Source organism: Nocardia sp. FBN12 (assembly GCF_054031145.1).
Map to the genome: position 1 here is coordinate 177273 of NZ_CM132926.1, position 20820 is coordinate 198092.

General features: G+C 65.4%; 20 protein-coding genes. All 20 read right to left on the reverse strand.

Going from position 1 to position 20820, the window contains the following annotated elements:
* Positions 1 to 2 precede the first annotated feature (2 nt).
* The 20 genes from ACWZHB_RS00910 to ACWZHB_RS01005 all read right to left on the reverse strand — a co-directional run bounded on the left by ACWZHB_RS00910 (position 3) and on the right by ACWZHB_RS01005 (position 20816).
* Positions 3 to 212, reverse strand: coding sequence for a holin (locus ACWZHB_RS00910; protein WP_427906036.1), 210 nt, complete (start codon positions 210 to 212; stop codon positions 3 to 5).
* Positions 202 to 1080: a peptidoglycan recognition protein family protein gene (locus ACWZHB_RS00915; protein ID WP_427906037.1), complete on the reverse strand. Its 879-nt coding sequence runs from the start codon at positions 1078 to 1080 to the stop codon at positions 202 to 204. The genes ACWZHB_RS00910 and ACWZHB_RS00915 overlap by 11 nt, the downstream gene beginning before the upstream one ends.
* Positions 1081 to 1276: 196 nt before the next feature.
* Positions 1277 to 1726, reverse strand: coding sequence for a phage gene 29 protein family protein (locus ACWZHB_RS00920; RefSeq protein ID WP_427906038.1), 450 nt, complete (start codon positions 1724 to 1726; stop codon positions 1277 to 1279).
* Positions 1727 to 1740: 14 nt separating this feature from the next.
* Complete coding sequence (locus ACWZHB_RS00925) at positions 1741 to 3384, reverse strand: Gp37-like protein (protein ID WP_427906039.1); 1644 nt, start codon at positions 3382 to 3384, stop codon at positions 1741 to 1743.
* On the reverse strand, positions 3381 to 4271 hold the full coding sequence (locus ACWZHB_RS00930) for a phage tail protein (RefSeq protein ID WP_427906040.1): 891 nt from the start codon (positions 4269 to 4271) through the stop codon (positions 3381 to 3383). The genes ACWZHB_RS00925 and ACWZHB_RS00930 overlap by 4 nt, the downstream gene beginning before the upstream one ends.
* A gap of 39 nt (positions 4272 to 4310) precedes the next feature.
* Positions 4311 to 11807, reverse strand: a complete 7497-nt coding sequence (locus ACWZHB_RS00935; RefSeq protein ID WP_427906041.1) for a transglycosylase SLT domain-containing protein — start codon at positions 11805 to 11807, stop codon at positions 4311 to 4313.
* Between the two features lie 25 nt (positions 11808 to 11832).
* Positions 11833 to 12258, reverse strand: coding sequence for a hypothetical protein (locus ACWZHB_RS00940; RefSeq protein WP_427906042.1), 426 nt, complete (start codon positions 12256 to 12258; stop codon positions 11833 to 11835).
* Positions 12259 to 12314: 56 nt separating this feature from the next.
* Entirely contained in the window at positions 12315 to 12704 is a 390-nt protein-coding gene (locus ACWZHB_RS00945; RefSeq protein ID WP_427906043.1) for a hypothetical protein, read from the reverse strand.
* Positions 12705 to 13085: 381 nt separating this feature from the next.
* Positions 13086 to 13748, reverse strand: coding sequence for a phage tail tube protein (locus ACWZHB_RS00950; protein WP_427906044.1), 663 nt, complete (start codon positions 13746 to 13748; stop codon positions 13086 to 13088).
* A 31-nt stretch (positions 13749 to 13779) separates the two neighbouring features.
* Positions 13780 to 14139, reverse strand: a complete 360-nt coding sequence (locus tag ACWZHB_RS00955; RefSeq protein ID WP_427906045.1) for an endonuclease VII domain-containing protein — start codon at positions 14137 to 14139, stop codon at positions 13780 to 13782.
* Entirely contained in the window at positions 14136 to 14525 is a 390-nt protein-coding gene (locus ACWZHB_RS00960; protein ID WP_427906046.1) for a phage tail termination protein, read from the reverse strand. Before ACWZHB_RS00960 ends, ACWZHB_RS00955 begins: the two co-directional genes overlap by 4 nt.
* Positions 14522 to 14989 carry a hypothetical protein gene (locus ACWZHB_RS00965; RefSeq protein WP_427906047.1) on the reverse strand — a complete coding sequence of 156 codons (468 nt, stop codon included), beginning with the start codon at positions 14987 to 14989 and terminating at the stop codon, positions 14522 to 14524. The genes ACWZHB_RS00960 and ACWZHB_RS00965 overlap by 4 nt, the downstream gene beginning before the upstream one ends.
* On the reverse strand, positions 14989 to 15333 hold the full coding sequence (locus ACWZHB_RS00970; RefSeq protein WP_427906048.1) for a hypothetical protein: 345 nt from the start codon (positions 15331 to 15333) through the stop codon (positions 14989 to 14991). Before ACWZHB_RS00970 ends, ACWZHB_RS00965 begins: the two co-directional genes overlap by 1 nt.
* Positions 15330 to 15713 (reverse strand): hypothetical protein, encoded by a 384-nt coding sequence (locus ACWZHB_RS00975; RefSeq protein WP_427906049.1) that lies wholly within the window; start codon positions 15711 to 15713, stop codon positions 15330 to 15332. The genes ACWZHB_RS00970 and ACWZHB_RS00975 overlap by 4 nt, the downstream gene beginning before the upstream one ends.
* Positions 15714 to 15716: 3 nt before the next feature.
* Positions 15717 to 15965 carry a hypothetical protein gene (locus tag ACWZHB_RS00980; protein ID WP_427906050.1) on the reverse strand — a complete coding sequence of 83 codons (249 nt, stop codon included), beginning with the start codon at positions 15963 to 15965 and terminating at the stop codon, positions 15717 to 15719.
* A gap of 12 nt (positions 15966 to 15977) precedes the next feature.
* Positions 15978 to 17015, reverse strand: a complete 1038-nt coding sequence (locus tag ACWZHB_RS00985) for a major capsid protein (protein WP_427906051.1) — start codon at positions 17013 to 17015, stop codon at positions 15978 to 15980.
* Positions 17016 to 17074: 59 nt separating this feature from the next.
* Positions 17075 to 17479, reverse strand: a complete 405-nt coding sequence (locus tag ACWZHB_RS00990; protein WP_427906052.1) for a head decoration protein — start codon at positions 17477 to 17479, stop codon at positions 17075 to 17077.
* A gap of 18 nt (positions 17480 to 17497) precedes the next feature.
* The gene (locus tag ACWZHB_RS00995; protein WP_427906053.1) at positions 17498 to 18178 is read right to left on the reverse strand and encodes a hypothetical protein; all 681 of its coding nucleotides are present in this window, start codon (positions 18176 to 18178) and stop codon (positions 17498 to 17500) included.
* Positions 18179 to 18237: 59 nt separating this feature from the next.
* Positions 18238 to 19290 (reverse strand): hypothetical protein, encoded by a 1053-nt coding sequence (locus tag ACWZHB_RS01000; RefSeq protein WP_427906054.1) that lies wholly within the window; start codon positions 19288 to 19290, stop codon positions 18238 to 18240.
* On the reverse strand, positions 19290 to 20816 hold the full coding sequence (locus tag ACWZHB_RS01005; RefSeq protein ID WP_427906055.1) for a phage portal protein: 1527 nt from the start codon (positions 20814 to 20816) through the stop codon (positions 19290 to 19292). Before ACWZHB_RS01005 ends, ACWZHB_RS01000 begins: the two co-directional genes overlap by 1 nt.
* Positions 20817 to 20820: the final 4 nt, after the last annotated feature.

Below are 20820 nucleotides of genomic sequence, written 5' to 3' on the forward strand. Positions count from 1 at the left end.
GGCTACTCCTTGGTGGCCTTCGTGATGCCGCCGACGGTGGACAGCAGCTCGACCAGCGCGATCAGACCGGCCGCCGACAGGCTGGCGCGCCAGTCGACATCGAGCAGGCCGGTGAAGACCGCGAGCGAGCCCGCGAGGTGCAGGGCGAAGGTCTTGAGCGAGCGCTTACCGGCGTCGAGAAGACCGGCGGTGGTGAAGACATCAGGCAGCATGGGTTTCCTCCTGGGGGAGTGGGCAATCCGCGCACCGACGGCCGGTGCGCTGGGTGTCGACCTCGCCGAGCGCCTTGAGTAGCGTTTCGAGCTTGGCGTCGATTTCGAGGACGTAGCGGGCCAGCGACGCATGGAAGATCTGGTCTTCGGGCTTGCCGGAGCGCAGGTCATACACCGATGCCAGGCCTGGGTTTTCGCCCGCGTCGCGACCGCCGGTCAGCTCCTGGCGGATGTCTTTGACGTCGGAACCGATCGGGCCGCAGAACGCGGCGATGAACGAGGTGATCTGGTTGACTTCTGCGGCGCTCAATTCAGCGTCGTCCTCTCCGTTGTCGATGAAGTGCTGCACATCGGCTCGGAAGGCATCCATGTCGATCCCCGCGGGGTCGACCTTGCCTTCGGAGCTGTACTCGCGGTGGGCCACACAGCCCTGGTCCGCGCTGCGCCCGATGCGGGCCAAGATCGCGGCGACGCCGCGCTTGTAGGCGTCGAGCTGCACGTCGGTCCAGTCGTCGCCGTAGCCGCGCGAGACAGCCTCGATGCCGATGACGTGGTAGTTGGCGTTGTTGGTCGGCCAGCCCGGCCACGACCCGCGCCCGGCGTGCCAGCACACCCCGGCGGCGATGACCCGGTAGGTCCCGTCGCGTTCGAGGACTAGCTGCGCCAGTGGGCCGGGCAGATCGCTGCGGCCGTACTGGACGATGCGCCAATCGTTGGTGCCGCCGCCGGCGGTGTGATGGCAGAGCACGCCGCGGATGTCGGCGAAGTCGCCGTGGCCGCGCTCGCGCCAGCCCTCGTGTTCGATCACGTTCAGTCCGGCCTCACGCAGCACGTCGGCCAGCCAGATCGGGTCACCGCTCCACGCCATGGGTTTCTCCATCCCTGCCGGACATGGCCCACAGCACGGGGATGGTCACGGCGTCACAAACCGCCCACACCGGCCGCGATGACGCGTTGATCCCGGGGGCGAACGAAATTCCTCCCGGGGGCTGGGCTATGGCCGAACAATCCCGGGGCGTCCTCATTATCTGACGCCGCGGGGGCCGGTGGAAGATCATCTGAATTCAGACGACCTGCGCGTAATTCGGCGGCGGCTCAGGATCGGCGATATATCCCTTGGCGCGCCACATCGCGACCATCGCGTCCCGCTCTTGTGGGGTGAGATAGTCGGGGTCGGGAAGGCTGATCACTGCCGGTTCGGGAGTGTCCATCGGCACCCACTGGCACCCCGGGTTGAAATGGGACTGGTCGCCGCGCTGGGGCCGCATGAACTTCTTGGTCTGCTGCGGCAGATCGCTGACATGGATGTACCCGTCGGCGTTAGCTTTCGCTGCCAGATGCGGGGCCCACACGAATCCGATTTCGGTCAGGTGAGTCGAGATCGCGTCAGCCCACGCAGCGGGTAGGGAGGTGCCCGAGGGGCCGGTTCCGACGCCGGGAACATTGCGTAGCGCCCAGGAGAAATGCTCTGCCGGATTATCGAGATTCGACGTCTGGAGAGTTTTTAGTGCCATTATTCAGTTGTCCTTTAGAGAACGCCCAGGTCCTGAATGAGACCGAGCACATCCTGTAGAGCTTCCCACGCCTTTACGACGGGGTCCTTATGTTCTCGCTTGCCGATGGTGATCTTCCACCCTGGAGCGCGCTCACGGTCCCAGGAAAGCGAGACTTCCGAGACCTGGTCGATGAAGATCCGGCCCGGCTTCATCCCGCGAACCGTGCTGCCGATCCGGTCGCCGAGGTAGAAGTGACCGTGCCCCTGCGCGCCGATCCGGTACGGCGCGCCATCGGCCACGACGATCTCATGAGAGATTTGCTCACGGGTTGCCCACATGCCCGCGCGCATGGCCAGCAGCCAGCCCAGGGTGTAGGCCCGGTCGGCTCCCTCGCTGAACGACTCATGGTATCTGCTGGGGCCTAGCCGCTGCGCACGAGCGATGTTCTTCCACTTACCGAACGCCAGAATGGTGTCCGTGTACAGGGGTTTTAGCAAAGCGTCGAGCGCTCCGCCTATTGGCGGCACGACAATAGCGGCGGCAATCAGATCGCCGGCGGTCTGCACCGCGGCTGAGATCAGCTCGTTCACGTAGGGTGCGGACTTACCCCCGGCTACCACACCGACGTCGGTAGCTGGATGGACGCTGAACGCGCTGGTTTGGATGCCTGTGCCCGGACCGTCGCGGTAGATCACCCACGGCGCGGTAGGTACGGTGCCCAAGTAGTCCGGGTCGCCGTACTGGGGCGGCGGGTCGATGTTGGGATCATCGGCGATGTCGATGCCCTCTTCGAGACCGTTCTCATCCATCCCGATAACGGCCTTGACCAAACCGGTGAACAGATTGCCGAAATAGCTCGTCACCATTCCGGACGCGCCCTTATTCACCAGGTCGATAACCAGGCATCCGTGACGCACCACAGCGCCCGGCCACGGCGGCGGATCACCCTGGAGCCACCGCCGGAAAGTCCACGTCAGCTGAGCGTCGGCGACAATCTTCTTGCCGACCTCGTGCAGCGACTTCATCCGTGAATGCACCAACGCGGGCATCGAGGTATCCGACGCCAGAGAACCCGGTGCTACGACAATCCACCAACGGCTCTGATCAAGGTTGAACCAACTCGACGCATCGAGCGGATCGTCGGGCAGAGTCCAGGCCGAACTTTCCAGTCTGGCGATATTCAGAAAAGCGCAGAGTTTGAGCCCCCAAGACGCGCTGCCGAAAAGGAAAAAATGGCGCGGAAATTGTATCTCGGGAGGTAGCGCTGGATTTGGATAGCAAATGATATGTTTCAGTTCTTCGTAATCGTGCCTGAAACTCATCGCGAGAACGCCAGTACCGTCCTCCTGTTTGCGTACCTCGAACATCGACATGCGCCCTGACCAGCGCACACCGTCCTTGTCGACAGTGAGGTGGATATTGTCGAGACGGCTGTCGATATCGACGACCCATTCCGAGATCCAATAGTCCAGCGGCAATTCCAGGTGCGCCATGCCGGTTTCGTTGTTCAATTCCGTGATCTCGGCGGAAATGATCTGGGTGACCTTGCCGCGCAAGTTCCACGCGCCGTCCCACAACCGCACCAGCGGCGGTTGTAGGCGCCAGAACCTCTCCTCGGCGATGTCACGCTCGAACTCAGCAAGGGCCGCCGCGAAATCGAGTGTGGGAACGCTCATTCCAGCCCCCACGGCCGCGACCAAGTCCGCTTGCACAACACCTGCGCCCCGACACCGGCGGTCGCGTTGGTCACCGACACCGGCAGCTGCATCGCGGAGGTGTAGGCCGGGATCGGGTAGTTGTAGGTGACCCCGTTCATCAGCGACCAGACCTGCGATCCGTTCGCGTCGCGCAGCTGGTCTTCGTGAGGGTCGGTGTTGACCAGGAACGTCTGACCGGGGTTCTGCAACGGCATCTGGACCCGTCGCGCCGCATCGACCTCGGCGCGCCGAAACCGGTTGTCGCCGTGGCTGTAGTCGGGCAGGGTCCAGCGCGCGCCGCCCTGGAGGATCCAGCGCAGCCACATCTCCTGGTCGGTCGGATTGGAGACGGTGACGAAACCAGTTCCCGCCGTGCCGGATTCGAGAATCCAGGTGTCGGTCTGGTCGGCCTCCTCGTACCACCACGGGTCACCCGCGATCGCCGTCATCAGCACCCGGCCGGACTGGAGGATGTTGGGGTCCTTCTCCGGCTTGAATTGCGGCTGCTCGCCCAGGCGGACCTTGAGGTATCGGCGGCCCGATTCCTCGGTCTCGACCCATAACTTGCAGTCGCGGTCGTAGGCCCATGCCTTGCGCCAACGAGAGTCGTTGGCCTGCCAGGAATCTGCGGCTTCTTTTCCGATCCAGACGCCGAAGACGATGTCGCGGCGCAGATGCCGCATGCCGGCGTAGCTGGCGCCGATCTGGTGCGCGTGCTCGGTCCAGATCGTTTTCACCGGCGCGTCGAAGATGCCCTCGACGTCGGTGCCAAGGATCACTCCCTCAGCGCCCATTCCCGGGCCCGAGAGCGTGAACCAATCTCCGTTCACGCCCTCGAGCTGCACGAGTGTGCGATTGCTCGCCACAGGTCCTCTATTCAGTTGTTGTTCAGTTGTTTTCGCAGGTCAGCGCATGAAGCCGGAGGCATCCTGCCGCTGACGGATAGCGTTTTTGCGCAGCGCTTCGTCGATGTTTGTCACGTGGTAGTGCACGTGCTGTTCGACTGTTTTCTGCGCCCCGGTGAACGCCTCGGTCGCCTTTTTCTGGATGTACTCGACGCCGATGTTCTTGTCCTCGTTCTTGTGCAGCTTCACCAGCTGCGACAAGGTGCCCTCACCGGTGATCCCGAGGTCGGAGGTGAACTGATTCCACGTCGTCTCAGCGAAGTTTGACGGGATGTCTTTCCACTTGTTGGCGTAGTACTCCGGCTTGCGGATCTCCATCGCCGCAGTCAGATACGGGTCGGTCTCGGTGGTGTCCTTGGGCTGGGTGTCGCCGCCCTCGACCGCGCTAAGATCGCCGGTCTCGGTACTGCCGTCGGTCAACGACGAGGTATCGGTGCCGGTGCCACTGCCGTCGGTGGCGGCAGTGTCCCCGGAATCTGTCGTATCGGTTCCCGAAGTTGAGCTGTCGGCCCCGGCGGTAGTCGAATCGCTCTCACCGCTGCCGGATTCCTTGGCGGTCAGCGACTTGATCCGGCTCACCACCGCCTCGACAACCTTGGTGAACTGCTCGACGAACTGCGCAGGCCCGGACGGCGCGGTGAGCGCGGTCATCCCCGGCGCCAGCTTCGACAGCGACTTGAGCAGACCGCTCATCGTCACCCACTGGTCGTTGGTGAAGACAGGCTCCGGCTTCCCGCTGAGGTTGTAGCCAATCGACCCGTGCTCAAGCCAGCCACCCTGGTCGTAGCCGTGGGCCTGGCCCCACATCGCGCCGAGGTCTTCGCCCCACTTCGCCCGGTAATAGCGCAGCGCCGCACTGATGTTGGCGTCAGGGTCGGTGCGGTCGTTGGGCAGGGCGGGGTTGCGCCAGCGAGCGAAAGTACCAGGGATCACCTGCAACAGCCCGACACCCTCGTTGCCGCCGCTGTTCACATCCTGGACTTGCTGGACGATGTTCGGATCGCCGCCGGACTCGGACTGGATCTGGGCCAGGGTCAGGTTGATGTTGCGCTCGTTCGCCTCAAACCCCTCGCGCAGCAGCGCAGCGATGACGTTGTCGCGCCACTGGGCCGCGCCCGCACTGATGTCGAAGGCCACATTCCCGGCATCCACCGACGAACCGGCCGCCGCGGTGGCAGCACCGGTGACCGCGTCGAAGATCGCCCTCGGCAGCTTCTCCAGATTGCTCGCGCCAGTAGGGACCTGCTTGGCCAGCGCGGCCATCGGCCCGGTCAACAGCTCCTGCACCCGAGCGCCCGCCGCGCCGAACATGTTCCCGCCCAGGGCGGGCATGACCACATTCGACATGTCGCCCAAGGCCTTCGCCAAAGCCACATGAACGTGGTTGCGGTGCTCGGCCATGGTGGCGGGCCCGTAGAAGCCCATGCCGTCGCCGACGTCCCGCCCGTTCTTCAAATTGTGGTTGAACGGGGAGTGGATCAGCTCGAGGGTGCTCGACTGGAAGTTCGACGCAAACCAGGCGGCCAGCTGGCGCATGGTCGGTGTCGAGTCGCTGCCGTCGGAGAAGTCCGCGGCTTGGCCGGTGCTGTGGTAGCCGTTGTCGGTGAACCGCAGCCCGCTGGTGAGCTGCATGCTCGGCCAGCGTTCCTTGACCGCCGATTCCATCGAGTCGACGATGCCGCCGCCTGCGTACGCACCCTGAATCCGCTGCACCGCCGACACGCCGCCGCTGCGCGCGGCGGCGTTCATCTGGTGAACCCAGTCAGATCCGAAGGCGCGCACAAACTCTGGGCGCATGATGGCTTCGCCGCGCCCGACGGCGACGATCCGGTCGTCCACGCCCGGCTGGTAGCCCGGGATGATGCCACCACGGTGATACCCGGAGATGGTGGGGATCACCGCGGTCCACTCCGGCAACGACGGCAGCGTCTTGCGGACCTCGTTCCAGGCGTTCTTGAGCGCGGTGTTGAAGACGTTGGTGATCAGCCAGTTGATCGGCTCCGCGACGGCCTTCTTGATCCCGGCGAACGAGGCGGTCGAATCCGTCGCAACGGACTTGAACTTGGCGTTCAGCTCGTCGAGACCACGCACCAAGTTGGGAAGACCGTAGTCGACCAGCACCACAAGGTCCGCGTCCATGGCTGGGCGCAGCTTGGCCCACTCGACCAATGCGCCTTCGGTGATGTCGGCCTTGAACACCGCATGCAGGTTGGTGATCGCGGCGACGAACTCATCGAGTTTCGGCTTGGCTGCACCGATCCCGTCGACCAGCGCGGTGCTGAGCTTGGTCGCCTTGTCCAGCGCGCCGTCGAAGGACGGCACAATCCGATCCCTGTACCCGGCCTCGACAGCCTTGGCGTAGTCGTCGTAGGCCTTGATCGCACCGGTGTAGTCCGGCACCGTCACCGCGGCCGAGGAGGTTGCCGCAGCGGCGGGTGCTGGTGCGGCGGCTGCGGGTGCAGCGACACTCGGCGCTCCGGGAAGCATCATGCCGAGGACACCGGGGATCGCTTTGGTGGGTGCGCTGCTGTCGGCGGGGACGGTCGCTGGTGCCGCGGTGACCGGCGCGGTCGGTCCAGGTACCACCTGGCCCGGTGACTGGGTGCGGGGTGCCTGAGCGCGGGTGAAGCTGTCGGGCGCGATGCCGTACTCGCCGAGCACGTTGTCCAAGTCCGCGCCCGAGAAGTACTGGCCCGCCTTCGCCCGCGCGGCATCGGTGATATTCGCAGTGGCCTGCACCACCGCCGCGCGCGCGGCTTCGTCGCTCTTGGTCTGCTCGTATGTCGTGGCATAGACCGCGCCGGCGACGCTGTTGTAGGCCTGGGCCAGGCTGTAGAGCTGCTCGTGGAAAGCCGCGCCGGCCTGGCTGTTGACGTCGACCTTGCCGTCGACGTTGACCGACCCGGTGGACTCACCGGTGGTGAAGCCGTTGAAGCTGGTCAGGGTCTGGGTGGCCTGGGCCTTGGCTTCGGCGACGGTGAGCCGGTTCTGGGTCTGCCGGTTCATCGCCGAGGTCAGCTTGTCGGCAGCATCGGCCGCATCGAGATAACCCGCGCGCACATCAGCGAGGGCATCGACGAGCTTGGACGCCGAGTTCTGGGTCTGGGTGAAGTTGTCGCGCAGCTTCTGGTACTGCTCGGCAGCGATCCGCCCGCCCTCGGTGCCGTCGAGCAGCTTGGCCTTGAACTTGTCCCATTCCGCCGCGCCGCCGGTGAGCGCCGACGTCAGTTCCCCGGTGGAGATCTTGAGCGCCTTGAGCTTGTCCATCGCCGCGGTCGCGGCATCACCGGTCTGGTCGATCTGGAAGTTCTTCGGCGCGTCCAGCTTCTGGGTCCAGTCGAACCACGTGGCAGGGTTGTAGAAGCGGAACGTCTCGACGGCCTCACCGAACTGCGAAGAGTTCTTCTGGTCCTCGATCGCCTTTTTCCACTCGTCCATCACGTCCTGGGCACGCTGACGCATGAGGCCGCGGACGTTGTCGTCGACGAAACCGTTGCTGTTGTTCAGCGCCTTGGTCAGGTCGAAGGAGAACTCGAAGCCGGTGGTCTTCCAGTCGGTGATCGCCTTCTGGTGCGACTGCCACGCGGCCTTGAATTCGTCGGCCTTCTTGGTGATGGCGGTGATCGCCAGCACCGCTGCGATCATGGCGACGTTGAACCAGCCGCCCATGGCATTGGCCATGACGTTGGCTCCGCGGGAGATGGAGCTGTAGGTGGTGCTGGCCGCGCGCTGTATTCCGTTGAACGCGGTTTCAGCTGCCAGGCGCGTCCCAGGCAGACGGCCAGAGGCGGCGTCTCTGATCCGCGAGAACACCGTCGAGACCCGATCGCGGGTTGTGTTGGCGACCGACTGGACCCGGTCCATCGCCGAGGATGCGGCCGAGGCCACGCCCGGGAAACGGTCGACGGCGGCCTGGCGGATCTCGGTCAGGCGGGCGGTGGCAGTGTCACGGAGGTTGGTGAACTGCTCACGCGCGGCCACGACCGGGTTGGTCAGGACGAACGGCATGTTGCGCGACAGCGCGTTCATCGGACCGGCGAGCCTGGACTGTGCCCGGGTCGCTTCGGTGGCCATGCCGCGGTAGGCGGTGGATGCCGCGTTGCGGATGTTGTCGAACATGCCCGACAGCGACCGCAGCGCATACATGGCCACGAATGCGGTGGCCACGCCTTCGATCAGGGCAGCGGTCGGCCCGAACGACATCAGCGCGCCGACGATGCTGGCCAGGCTCTCGGCGAGAGTCTCGACCACGCTCAGGGTGATGCCGAAGTTCTCCGACACCGGGCCCAGCACGTCGACGACCGCCGAACCCAGCGAGGAGATGATGTTGCTCAGCTGGGTGGCAACGGAGTTGATCTTGGCGAAGACGGCCTGGATCTTGCTCGCACCCGCTGCGGACTTGGCCCACGCTTCGAACTTGGCGGTGGCCACCGTCATCCGCTCGATCATCGAATCGCCTTCGCCGCGCATGGCTTTGAAGACCCCGGAGATCCCGCCGAAAGTGTTGGAGATGATCTGGCCGAGCTGACCCATCTTCTCGATGCCGTTGTTGATCGACTGGTTCAGCTCGCCGGTCTCGCGCTTGAGCGAGATCTTTTCCGACCAACGGGCCGAGGCAGCGGCCAGCGCGTCACCGAGCTGGGGTAGCACGGAGGAACCCGCGGTCGCCAGGTCGACGAACGTGCGGGTCAGCGGTGCAGCGGCATCGGCCAGTCCACGAAAGCCGTTGCGCGTGTTGGTGAGGAACTTGTTGTAGTCGGCCTGGGACTTGCCGCTCGACAGCACCGACAACGAGTCACGGAATCCGCGCCCGATCTCGGCGTTGATCGCGGAGAACCCGGCCTTCATGTTCGGCAGTTGCGCGGTGGTGAAGTTGCGGACCGCCGCGCCGGCACCGTTGGTCAGCGCGTCCTGGGCGGCCCACTTCACTTCCTGCCACGCGGGCTTGATCGACAGGATGTCGTTGACCAGCTTCTGCGCGTTCGGCGAGAGCTTGGCCATCGCCTTGGCGAGCTTGTCGTCCTTGGTGCTGGACTGGAGGTCGGTCCAGGCGTCGGTCATCCGCTCCCAGGAGTCGGCGATCGAACGCTGTGCGTCGGAGTTGGCTTGGGCGACCGAGGCGATCGTGTCGGTGACGTTCGATCGAGCTTCCTCGACCCGCGACTGGGCCTCAGCCAACGCCTCCTTGGCCGCGACGACCTCGTCGGAACCTTCGACCCCCTTTGCCCGGGTCGCTGCAGCGTCGTCGTGATTGTCACGGTTCTGCTTGCGGGTGGTGTCAAGGTTGTAGTCCGCCTGGTCGATGGCCAGCTGGGCTTCTTCGATATCGAGCGCGGTGACGCCGTTACCGGTCTTGAGCAGGTCCGACATGTTCTGCCGTGCCCGCTTTTGTGCCAGTACCGCCGAGCGTTCATCCAGCGCGCTGCCACGTAGGGCGTCGCCGAGGCCGCGGATCTTCTCGATCGCCGACTGGCGTGCCTTGGTCAGGTTTTCCTGGGCGGTCTGGCTGGACTTGAGGGCCGACTGCACCGACTTCTCGGCCGAGGCGATCTGGCGCTGACCCGAGGCGTAGGTGCGGTCGGCGGATTCGCGGGCACGCTCGTAGGACTGCTCGGCGTCGCGGGCCCGGCGACGTGAGGCAGTCCGGTCCTCATCGGACTGGTCCCCAGCCTGACTGGCTGCCTTGATCGCCGCACCGATCCCGCCCATGCCGGTCACCAGCGACGCGATACCGGTTGCGGCACCAGCCAATACCGCTGGCAGGGCAGCGAAGACGGTCAGCGCCTGCGATGCCGAGGAGATCAACGGCACCAGGCGCACGGCGCCGAGTGCGGCCATGGCCATGGTGACCGTGGTGGCGATCTGGGTGATCGAGGCCAGCGCGCGCCCCAGCAGGATCACCCGCGACATCACCTCGCGGATGTTGTCGCCGACGTGCAGGTCCACCCGTTCGAACGCACGCACGACCCGGCTCACTCCGGTGCGGTTGCCGATGTTTCGCTCGGCACCCACGAAACGCTCTCGGGCCGAACTCATTCGGATCGCAGCGACCCGTTCCTGCCGCTCAAGGGACTGGTGAGTTTGGTACAGGCGGGTGTAGGAGTCATTGAGCGCGTCGATCTCGGAGGTGTCAGCCTCCCTCAGACGCGCATGCTCCAGCTCGATCGCGCTCTCGGTGAGCTTGGTGTAGATGCCGTCGCGGCGCGAAAGAACCTGCTGGTAGGCAGCTTCGGCGCGATCCTGTTCCACCGCGGCCTTGGTCAGCTTCGCCATGGCCTCTTGGTCGCCGGGCAGCACACGGCGCGCCACGCCGGACCGTTCGGCCAGCTTGGCGATCATGGCCTGCGAACGCTCGACGGCCGGGAACTCGGCGTACTGTGTCTGGCCGGCGCGTGAGCGGGCCATGTTGTTGGCACGCTCACGCAGCTCGGACATGTAGGTGGAGTCGAAGTTGGAGTTGGCGATCGCGAACAGTTCACGCGCACGCTTCATCTCGGCGTGGCGGCTGTCGATCACACCCTTGGCCCGCGCGATCGCGGTGTGCAACGCGTCGAGCTGATCAGACGAGCCCTGTGCACGGTTGCCGAGCCGGTTGCGGGTGCGGCCGTTGCCGTTGGGGTCGGCGATCGCGGCGGCAAGGGCGTCGAGGTTCTGGTCGTGGCGTCGGTTGGCGTCGCCGAGGTCCTGATACAGCCGCCGCAGCGACTGCCCGGCCTTGTCGACGTTGTTCGAGATCCGCGCCCAGTCATCGCCGAGCTTGCGGGCCACACCGTTGTTGACGTCGGTGCGGCGCAGCACATCCTGCGCGCGGTCGGTGTGCCGCCACGGCTGGGGCGTCTTCCTGGTGCGCCGGGACTCGGCCTCGTCGAGGCGCGCCCGCTCGGTAGCGGTGGCACGGTCGAGCCTGAGTTCGGCCGCAGTGCGCCGCGCGGCCTCGCGCAGGCGAGCGTCGTTGCGCTCGGTCTCACGCCGTGCGCGGTCCTGGGCGTCGACTTCGAGTCGATCGAGCCGAGCCAGCGCCCTCGCCACGCCCTCGGTCTCGATTTGGTCGATCCGCGCCCGACTCTTCTCGGTGATCCGGCGCAGAGTTTCCTGGTGGGTCTTCTCCCGTGCCTCGGTGGAGTCCTGGCGCGAACGCCGACGCGCCGCCATCGCCTGATCGGCCCGGTCGCGCTGAGCCTTGAGCTTGGCCGCGGCGACCTTCTCTACACGGGCGACCTCGTTGGCGGTGCCCTGCGCGTGGCGGACCGAGGTCGCCTTGCCCTCCGACAGAGCCTTCTTGCGGGCCGCCGCAGCTGCACGGGCACGGCCCTTTTCGACCGCGGACCCCATCTCCTGTCCGGCGCGCTCGGCACGAGCTTTGTCGACCTCGGGGTACAGCTCGACCAGGGTTCGTTTGTCGGCACCAAGACGCGAGGCCTCCTCCTGGACTTCCTTGCGGAAGCGGCGAAGGTCGGGCGACACCGTGATCTTGATGTGGCCAGCGACGTTGCTCATGGGGTCCTCGCGGCGGGGTTGGGGATCAGAATCCGAATGCGCTCAGCGCGTCTCCGACCTGGTCGACCTCTTCGTCGACGGCATGACGGGCACGCACGACGTCGAGCGCGGTCACCGGTCGGGGCAGGAACCGCGGTTTGGGTGGGGCTTTGCCCTCGGGCAGATTGACCGCGACGAGGGTTGCTTGGAGCTGCTGGATCAGGTCGGCGATCGTCATCAGCGTCTGAACCGAAAGGTCATAGCCAGCAGAGGTACTGACCTGCGGCCCTGATTCGCCTTCATCGCGGCCGTCGCCGTCAGCGTCGAGTTGCTGGCGGGCGTAGGTGTATTCGGCGATGTCGAAGTCGGCGTCGATCGCGGCCTGATACCGCGAGCCCGGAGGGAGCTGCCGCAGAAATCGGGCCAACTTGGCCCAGGGCAACTCCCCCCGGAAGAAATCGAGCAAGTCCACCGCCCAATAGGCGTGCAGGTCCCACTCGACGGCCTCGTAGTGGCGCTCCAGTAGCGCTACGAGGCCTGCTCGCCCCCCGGGAATTCCTCCGCGCCTTCATCGGCCTTGCCGTTGAAGTGCTCGCCGATGTCGTCGATCAGCGCCAGGGCGACCTCGATCGGTTCGTTGCGCAGCGCGCTCCACACGAGAGCGAACGCACCCTCACCGACGAGGGCCTCGAGCATCGGAATCAGGTTCTCGATGGCCGAATCCTCGCTGGCCTCGAGCAGTCGGGCCAGCGCCAGCGAGCGCTCCAGACCGTCGGGAGCGTCGATCAGCAGCGGCGGGTCGACCGCGTCGAAGACGTAGGGCTCGTGGACGGGAAGGTCCTTCTTGGCCTCGCGAACCAGCTGGGACCAGCGCGATTCGGTGGCGGGGGACTTGCGTGCACGCTTGGTGGCGGCCATGGGTATGGGAACTCCCGATTCGATATTCAGTTGTGGGTGAAGCTGTTTCGCGCGCGACTACTTGACTGCGGGTACGCGCACGGGCTTGGCGGGCTTGCGGTCCTCTACGGACTCAGCGGCCGGTTGAACTGCCGCAGCGGCCTCGATGGAGGCGGCGGGCTTGGGTTCAATCTTCGTCCGGTATCCCGAGCATGCAAGATTATTGGCCTCAACAGCGGTGGCCACACGGACCTCGACGCCGGCGGGGGACACCATCGTGACAGGGGTGAAAGGCATGGGGACTCCTGGTAAGTCGGGCGCTCCGAGAATGAAAATGCGAAGGGCCGCCGCCGGTGGTGGAGCGTCACACCAGCGGCGGCCCGGTCAGATCCCGTCCAGCGACTACGGGGTCGAAGCGACGAAACCTGCCTTGAGGGCCAGGGCCTTCCAGCCCGGACCGGCGAAGATCGTCTTGAGGGCATAGCCCTCGGCTTCGTCGATCTTGGCGCGGGCGGTGATGCCGTACTCGACGGCGTTCTCCTGCGACCAGCCCTGCTCATCGACCTCGGTCACCACCAGCTTGGGCGCGAACTTGATGATGTAGATCGCGTTGGCACCCGCACCGTCCACAGACAGGAACACCGCGCGGTGGTAAGTGATCGACGGGTCGGTCGGGTCGGTGAACTCCGTCTCACCGCTGGCGGAATCGAACTTGACCGCCGACAGATCGCGGCCGTGGTACAACTCCAAATTCTTCTTGTGAGTTTCCTGGCCCTTCCACTTGATCGTGGTATTGCGGCTCACGATGTCAGTGCGGGCCGACTCCAGAAGACCCCACGCCTCGACCTCGCTGGTCTCGGTCTCCGGCGTAAAAGTCGGCGCGCCTTCCTTGGAGATGTGGCCCAGCGACTCGAACCCGGCGGTCTTGAGGTCGATCAGCGCACCGGCGGTGTCGGTGAACTTTTCCGGCACATCGGTCGACAGCGGTGCCAGCAGGACCGCACCGGCGAGCGGCTTGCGGATCAGCGACTGCTTGAGATCGCGCAGCGCGGAGAAATCAGCCATCTTCGGCTCCTCTATTCAGTTGTGGTGTTGTTCAGGCCGCGGCGTGGGAGTGCAGGTAGGCCGCTGCTCGGAGTAGGAGTTCGGGGTCATCTCGCAGCTGGCCGATGCCGACGTTGCAGCTGCGACACAGCAGGGCCCTTACCCGGCCGTCGCGGTGGGAGTGATCCACTGCCAGCACCTCGCCCGGTTCGGGCACGTGCTCGCAGATCGCGCACCGCCCACCCTGATCGGTGAGCATCCGCTGGTAGTCGCGGTGCCCGATGCCATAGCGGCGCAGCAGTTTTCGCTCTGCGGCGCAGTCGCGGCATTGGGTATCCAGGCCGCGGGCGCGAGTGGTGTTGCGGTGGAACTGGTCGGGGGTGCGGTCTCGGCCGCAGCGTTTGCAGATCACTGGGCGCGGAAGCTCATCCAGAAGGTCAGCTCGACGAATCGGTTGTCGCTGGCCAGGTTTGGGTCTTGCGCGGTGCCGGTCTCCTCGTCGGTGGTGTCGATGAGAACCCCGTTGACCTCGGTGCATCCGGCGTTGAGGATCCGTTTGCGTACCGCGCGGGCGGTCGTCCAGGCTCGTGGCCTGGTCGAATCGACAACCACGACCGCGACCAGTGCCCGGTCGGTGATCCCGGAGGCATCGACGCCGCCGCCGGTGCGATTGACCGCGATGATCGGCGCCAGGCTCGGCCACTGTTCGGGGTCGGGCAGTGCGGTGCAGCACCAACCGAGATCGTCGAGCAGGTCCATCGCGACCAGCTCGGCGTCGGGGAATTCGGCCTCGCTCATCGTGTCCGCCCGTGCCGGCGTTCGATGTCGGCGACCACTGACCGGATCCGGCGGTTGTCGCCGCCGAGGGTGTGATCACCAGCCCAACGGTCTGGCATCGAGCCGGGCAGAACTCTGCGCCGGCCGCGGTTGCGTTCGTTGTCGCGAGCGAGGTTGACCTGCCCGAACTCGACCGCCGCGGAGTAGGGCGCGCGGATGGTGAGCACCCCGGCCCAGCGACCAGGATCGGAATTGCTGGTACGCAACAGATCTCGGTGGACTTTGCCGGACCCGGCGTAGCGTCCGGTGCGCCGACGTGCACGCTGCTCGAACAGCGCCTTGGCTTCCTGGGCGATCGAGCGCAGGATCTTGCCGTACTTCGGCGAGTGCAAGACGCCGTCGATGGCGGGATTAACCGGCCATCCGGTCGGGGTCTTGCGCGTCTCGTACCATTCGATCTGCGGCGTCGGATCTTTCTTGGCCATCAGCCCTCGATCCGGCGAAGTCGCACGATCACACCGGGGGTGGTACCGGTGCGGGGATGGCGGGGGCGTTCCGGTCGACCGACAACGTGATATTGCAGCCCGTCGGGAAGCTCGGCGATGTCGGAGGCCAACACGTCAGATCCGGTGGGGCAGAACACGATTGAGTCGTATCGTGCCATCGGTCGGTCCAGTGTCGGTGCGCCGTTCGGGTTGGGTTCGCCGCTGCCGGTGTCGTCGATGGCGACCCCTTCGATGTCGTGATGGGCGACGTAGGAGGTGTCACCGAACCTGTCACGTGACGGTCGACGCAGGATGGTGATGGTTGCCCCGTAGGCGTAGCTCACGACACCCACCTCGGACCAGACAGGCCGATCACACCGACCCGGCGCGGACGAGTGCGCACTGCGGCCAGCTCGTCGTCGGTGAAATGCAGGTCACCGCGGGCCGCACCGTCGCCGTAGCGAGTGGTGTAGGACCCGATGACCTCATAGCTGACACCGGCAGGATTGCGGATTACCCGCAGCACCGCCGCGCACACAGCGCGAACAGCATTGGCGCGCACCAACTCCGACACGCCAGACGGTCCGGCGGCCAGGGATGGCACGAGACTCATCAGCAGCGCTTCGGCGTCGACGATCTTCGCCTCGCCGAAGGTGAGCTGACGATCGGTCAGCTCACCCTCGAATCGAGCGATCAGGTCATCACGACCAGCGAACACACCCACCGATCAGGCCCCCGCCGCCTTGCGGGTGCGCCGCACCGGCTTCTCGGCCGGTTCCGCAGGTTCCGCCTCGGTGATCGGCTCGACGGCCGGTTCCCGGGTCGGTTCCACATCCACCGGTCCGCCCACGGCGTAGGCCGCAGGGTTGGTGATCTTGGCGATCGCCCACTCCGGCAGATCCACGCCGGGACCGAACCAATGATCAATTCCGCTGTCCGGGTTACGGACAGCGACGAACGTATTCAGTTGTGCCACAGGAACTCCCGATCAGAATACGGTCGCGACCATCAGCGACTTGGGATCCTCGAGGACCGGCAGCACCAGGCCGTCGACCACCGTGGTCTCCTTGAACGGAGGACCCGACTTGACCACCACACCGGTCAAGCCCGGCGCATCCTGGAAAGTCATGTCGGACTGCGCGGCACCGACCAGCTCCAGGGCAGTAGCGGTCACGCCCCACTTCACCGCACCCAGGCGACCAGCCGGAGGGACAAAGATGATCTTGTTCTCCGGAATCACACGAGTGTCGACACCACCGACATTCACGCTGGTGTCGTAGACCGCGCTGATCGGCGGAAGATTGAAGTCGTCCAAGACGTTGTTGACCACCGACTTCGACACGATCGCCGGGCCACCCGCCAGTGCCGAGGTGTAGGCCCGGAACTCGGCGTTGCGCTGGAGGAACGATGCGGTCTTGCGACTGATGATCATGCCCGCCGGCGCGAAGCCGTTGTCGGCGATGTACTTTTCAGTCCAGGTCGACAGATCGCCGACCACGGTGGCCGTAGCGGTCTGGGACCACACGGTGCCCGCGGTGACGAAGTGATCGACGGGCACCTCGAAGTCCGCGGTCAGTGTCAGACCGTTTTCGCCGGTCAGCTGGATCTTGCCGGTGGACAAAAGCTCACCGCGTGCCAGCTCGATGCGATTTCGGATGCTCCTGACCGCGATCTCGATGTCGTTGTAGATCGCCTGGGTGATCGCCGACAGCGAGCCACCGTTCTGGCGCGCACGCTCGAGCTGGAGCCGCTCAAGCTCGCCCTTCATGCCCGCGATGGAGATCGGCAGCAGGTCGACCTCGCGCGTCTCCACGTAGTCTCGCTCAAGCTGCGGGATCGAACCATCGAAGCTTCGGAACTGCGCGGTGCGGTTGACTCGCGTCGAGTTCAGCAGTCGGATCGTCTGTTCCTGCACCAGCTGGTCAGGCAGATACGCATTCAGAATGTGGTCGGACGGGTTCGGGATCTCCCGCGCGAACGCCGTCGCGGCATCGGGGTGGACCGCCGCATCGAAAACAAGAGCCATGACAGGCCTCTCCGCTATTCAGTTATGTATGTTGTTGTGGCGCTGGAAAATTCAGTTCGTCAGACGAACTTGAACCACGCGCCGAGGTCTGTCTTCGCCTTGGTGCCCACACCGGAAGCCGGGGGCAGCTTGTTCTCCTTGACCAGACCCGGACCCACCCACAGCGGCGCGGCTTCCTTGCCTGCCCAGTCGGTCGGTGCGAAGGCGTCCCAGAGGAACCCAGCAGCGACCTCGCGGCCGTCGTTGGCGGTCGAATCGTGGATGCCGAACAGGCCGCTGGCGGTGACCTTGCCCAGGATCAGGCCGGACGGGAGATAGCCCTTCGGCGCATGGGTCGCGGCGACGAACTTGGTCATGTCGAGGGTGATCGAGAGACGGCCGGGCTGGCCGGAGATGTCGCCGAGCGCGAATGTGCGGCTGTCGCCGTAGAAAACGCCGGTCTTACGGATCGCGATATTGCTCATCAGGTGCTCTTTCCTGGGTTACTTCTCGGCCTTGGCGCCGAAGCGGCGCGCGGCCTCGGCCAGACCGGCCTGAAACGCGGGCGCCTTGGTGAAGCCCGCACCCGAGGAGGCCTGCCCGACATTGGGGTAGGTGGAGGTCGGCGCGGCCGGAGACTTCTCGGGCTCGCCGAATAGGGCGGTCAGATGTGCGACGACCTTCGCGCCGTCGACGCCGCCCTCGGCATCGAGGAACTTGTCGACTGAGACCGAATCGACCCAGCCGTCGAGTCGCTCGCCCGAAATCACCGTGCTCGCATAGCCCCTGACCTGTGCCTCGTGCAGAAGCGGCAGAAGCTCGTTGCGGGCTTCGACCCGCGCCTGCTCGGTCGCCGAGGTGATCGCTTCGGACTGGGCGCGCTCGGTGTCGCTCATCGCGGCGGTGCGCAACTGCTCGATCTCATCGCGCAGTGCCTGCGCCTCCTCAGCGCTGAGGCCGCCGGTGTTCTTGGCTTTCGCGCGGCCTTCGTGCTGGCGGGCCTTGTGCTTCCAGTAAGCGGCCTGCTCGGCAACGCTCATCTCGGCCAGTGGAGTGGCATCGGGGAAACCGTTGTCGTTGACGACGCGTTCGTTGTCGGTCGTCTCGGAGGTCTCGGCGATGACGGCCGGATCGCCGCCTTCCGGGTTGGTCTCGGTGGCGGCAGCAGTCGTCTCAGCAGGCATATTTAGTTGTGATCCCTTGTCGGGTAGTGGATTTTGGTGGAGCCCATGTCGGGCAAGAATCAGTTCACGGACAGCAGGCGCTCGTACCGCGCGACCTGCGCGGTCTGCCACACCACCTTCGGGTGGTCCTCGCCGAGTCCTTCGGAGCGGGACTTGGTGAGCATCTGCCGCATCAGCGGCAGCTGACGTGCAGCGAACGCCTCGGTGCTCTGGTCCAGGTCTACCAGCGGTGTCGACGATGGATCCCGGTAGCGCGGTACGGCTTCGCCGCGGCGATCGGGCACCAACACGGCCTGGAGTTCGCCGTGCTCGTCGACCCGGTAGCGGGTGCGCTTGAGCAGTCGACCGGCGGTGCCGCCGGCGTCGTCGTAGAGCTTGCCCAGGTCCTCGTCATTGAGACGACGGCCAGGGTCGGCGTCGGCCTTGATGGGCATGACCTCGCACTTGCAGCCCGCATGGATCGGTTTCAGATCACCGGTGTGATACTTCCGGTCCGACGCAGCCAGACACAGCCCGCACGTTCCGCCCACAGACAGCTCCGGGCGAACCACCCGCCGCCAGCCGATCACGTCCAGATCGACGATCCCAGCATGTGCCAGGACCTGCGATTCTGCTTCGCGCTCAGCCAGCGAAATATTGGTGGCCAGCTCCATTTTCACACGATTAGCGGCCACGTCCAGAGCATCACCAGGGTCACGGCCCTCAGCGAGAAGCCGCCGATACATCCGCGCCGGCCGGTTGAAGACTTCCTCGACTGGCAACCGGTCAGTGACTACCCCGGCGGCTTTGACCTTGCGGGCCGTGGCATACCGGTACTCGCGATCCCGGGCGAACATCCTGACCTCGTCAGGGACCTCGGTGACGAAATCCTTGATGTCGGTGCCCATCTCGTCGAGATAGCGGCGCTGGGCGGCCAACGTCAGCGACACCGCGCGCCGCTGCGCCGCCGCCGACACCTCAGCAGCCGCGCCCGCGAACTCGTTGACCGAGCGCCCGTCAGCGGGGTCGGTCATACGGAACATCGCGTGGACTCGATCCTGGGCGTTGAGCAGCAACAACTGACGCCGAGCTGCCCTTGCCAACAGGATCTTGGCCAGCATGTCGATCACCATCAGGCCGCCAGCAGCTCGTCACCGGCCGCCGCCGAACTCGACTCGGCCGCAGGAGCTACGGCCGCCGCGGCACCGGTGATTCCGCCTAGGCCGCCGCTGTTCTGTTCGGTGGCCATCGCCTCCTCGAGCAGCTCGGACTCCGAGAGCTTCGCAATCACCGGATCCATCTCGAGCAGCTCGACGATCTGGCGCTTGCGCGAGAGGATCCCGCGCGTCTTCTGCGCCGCATCCGCCCGGGAGTTCAGGCTGGTGCGCTCGGGCTTGCCCCACTGCAACCGGATCCCGGTGACGGAGTTCGCCTTCCCCGCGAGGGTGAAAGCCATCTGCCACAACAGGATCCATTGCGGTTCCTGGCGGGCCTGCCGGTCGCTGATCTTGTCGATCAGCCCCTCGCGCATCGTCGTCGCACCCTCCGCGGATTGATTGACGCCGTCGGGGGTGAGCATGTGCATCGGGATTCTCGTGCAGACCCCAAATTCCTTGACGTCGTCGCGGGTGGCGACGAGCAGGGGCGTGAGGTCCGTCGACTGGCTCTCCCAGAAATCGACCCCCTCCGGCACCGCCCAGAGAACGCCCGGGTCATTGGCGAAAACGTCGGCGATCGTGGCGTCATCCAGCGGCCGGATGAGCGACTCGGTGTCGCCATCAGAGAAGTCCGCGCCACCGTCGACATCGCCCTTGATAGCCCTCTGCCTAAACGACTGGTAGGCGGTGATGACCATCCGATGCAAGATGCCGTCGGTGATCCGGTCGAGCAGGTCGATATGCGGCTCGAACTCACCGAGTCCCATCTTGTTGGTGAACCGCACCACCGGGATCCCGCCCAACATCTCCAACCCCGGCATCGCCGTCGACGGGCCCGCCGTCCACTGCTTGAGGTTGAACTCCGGATCGAACTGCCCTTCCTCGCGGACCCATTCGATCCGTGTGCCGGGCAGAAATAGAATCGCCTTCTGGCAGTTCGCGATCCGATCAGCGAAGACCTTGATGAACGCGATCAACCGGCGAGGGTTCAGCGGGTCAGGCTCGCCGACACAGAACCGCGGATCCTCAGCGAGCAGCATCGGCACCGAACCCTCCGGCGCGCCCTGCACCGGCGGAACGACCATCGCGTAGGCCTCGCCGAGGGTGTACAGCCAGGTCTGCATGTCGCGCTGTAGCGCGGCGAACCCGGAGATCTCCTGCACCTGACGGGCCAGATCGTCGCCGTCGAGATCGGCATCGGCCGCGGTGTAGATCCCGCGCAGCACCGAACGATCACACATCGAGTCAATCGACATAATTGCGTAGTTCGGGCGGGCCTTGCGCAGCATCTCCCGGAACGTCTCCCGATACCGCTCATTGATGCTCGGCAGTGGCGGGTCGCCCAGGTAGTAGCTCCACAACAGGTCGAGCCGTTCACGTCGGGTAGCCGGGGAGTTCGCGGTTTGTGACCGAGGTTCCCGTTCGAGGTCCTCGTCGAAGCGCTTCATCAGGAACTCGAACCACCACTCCGGCGGCTGCTGAGTCGGTTGCTGTTCAGCCATATTC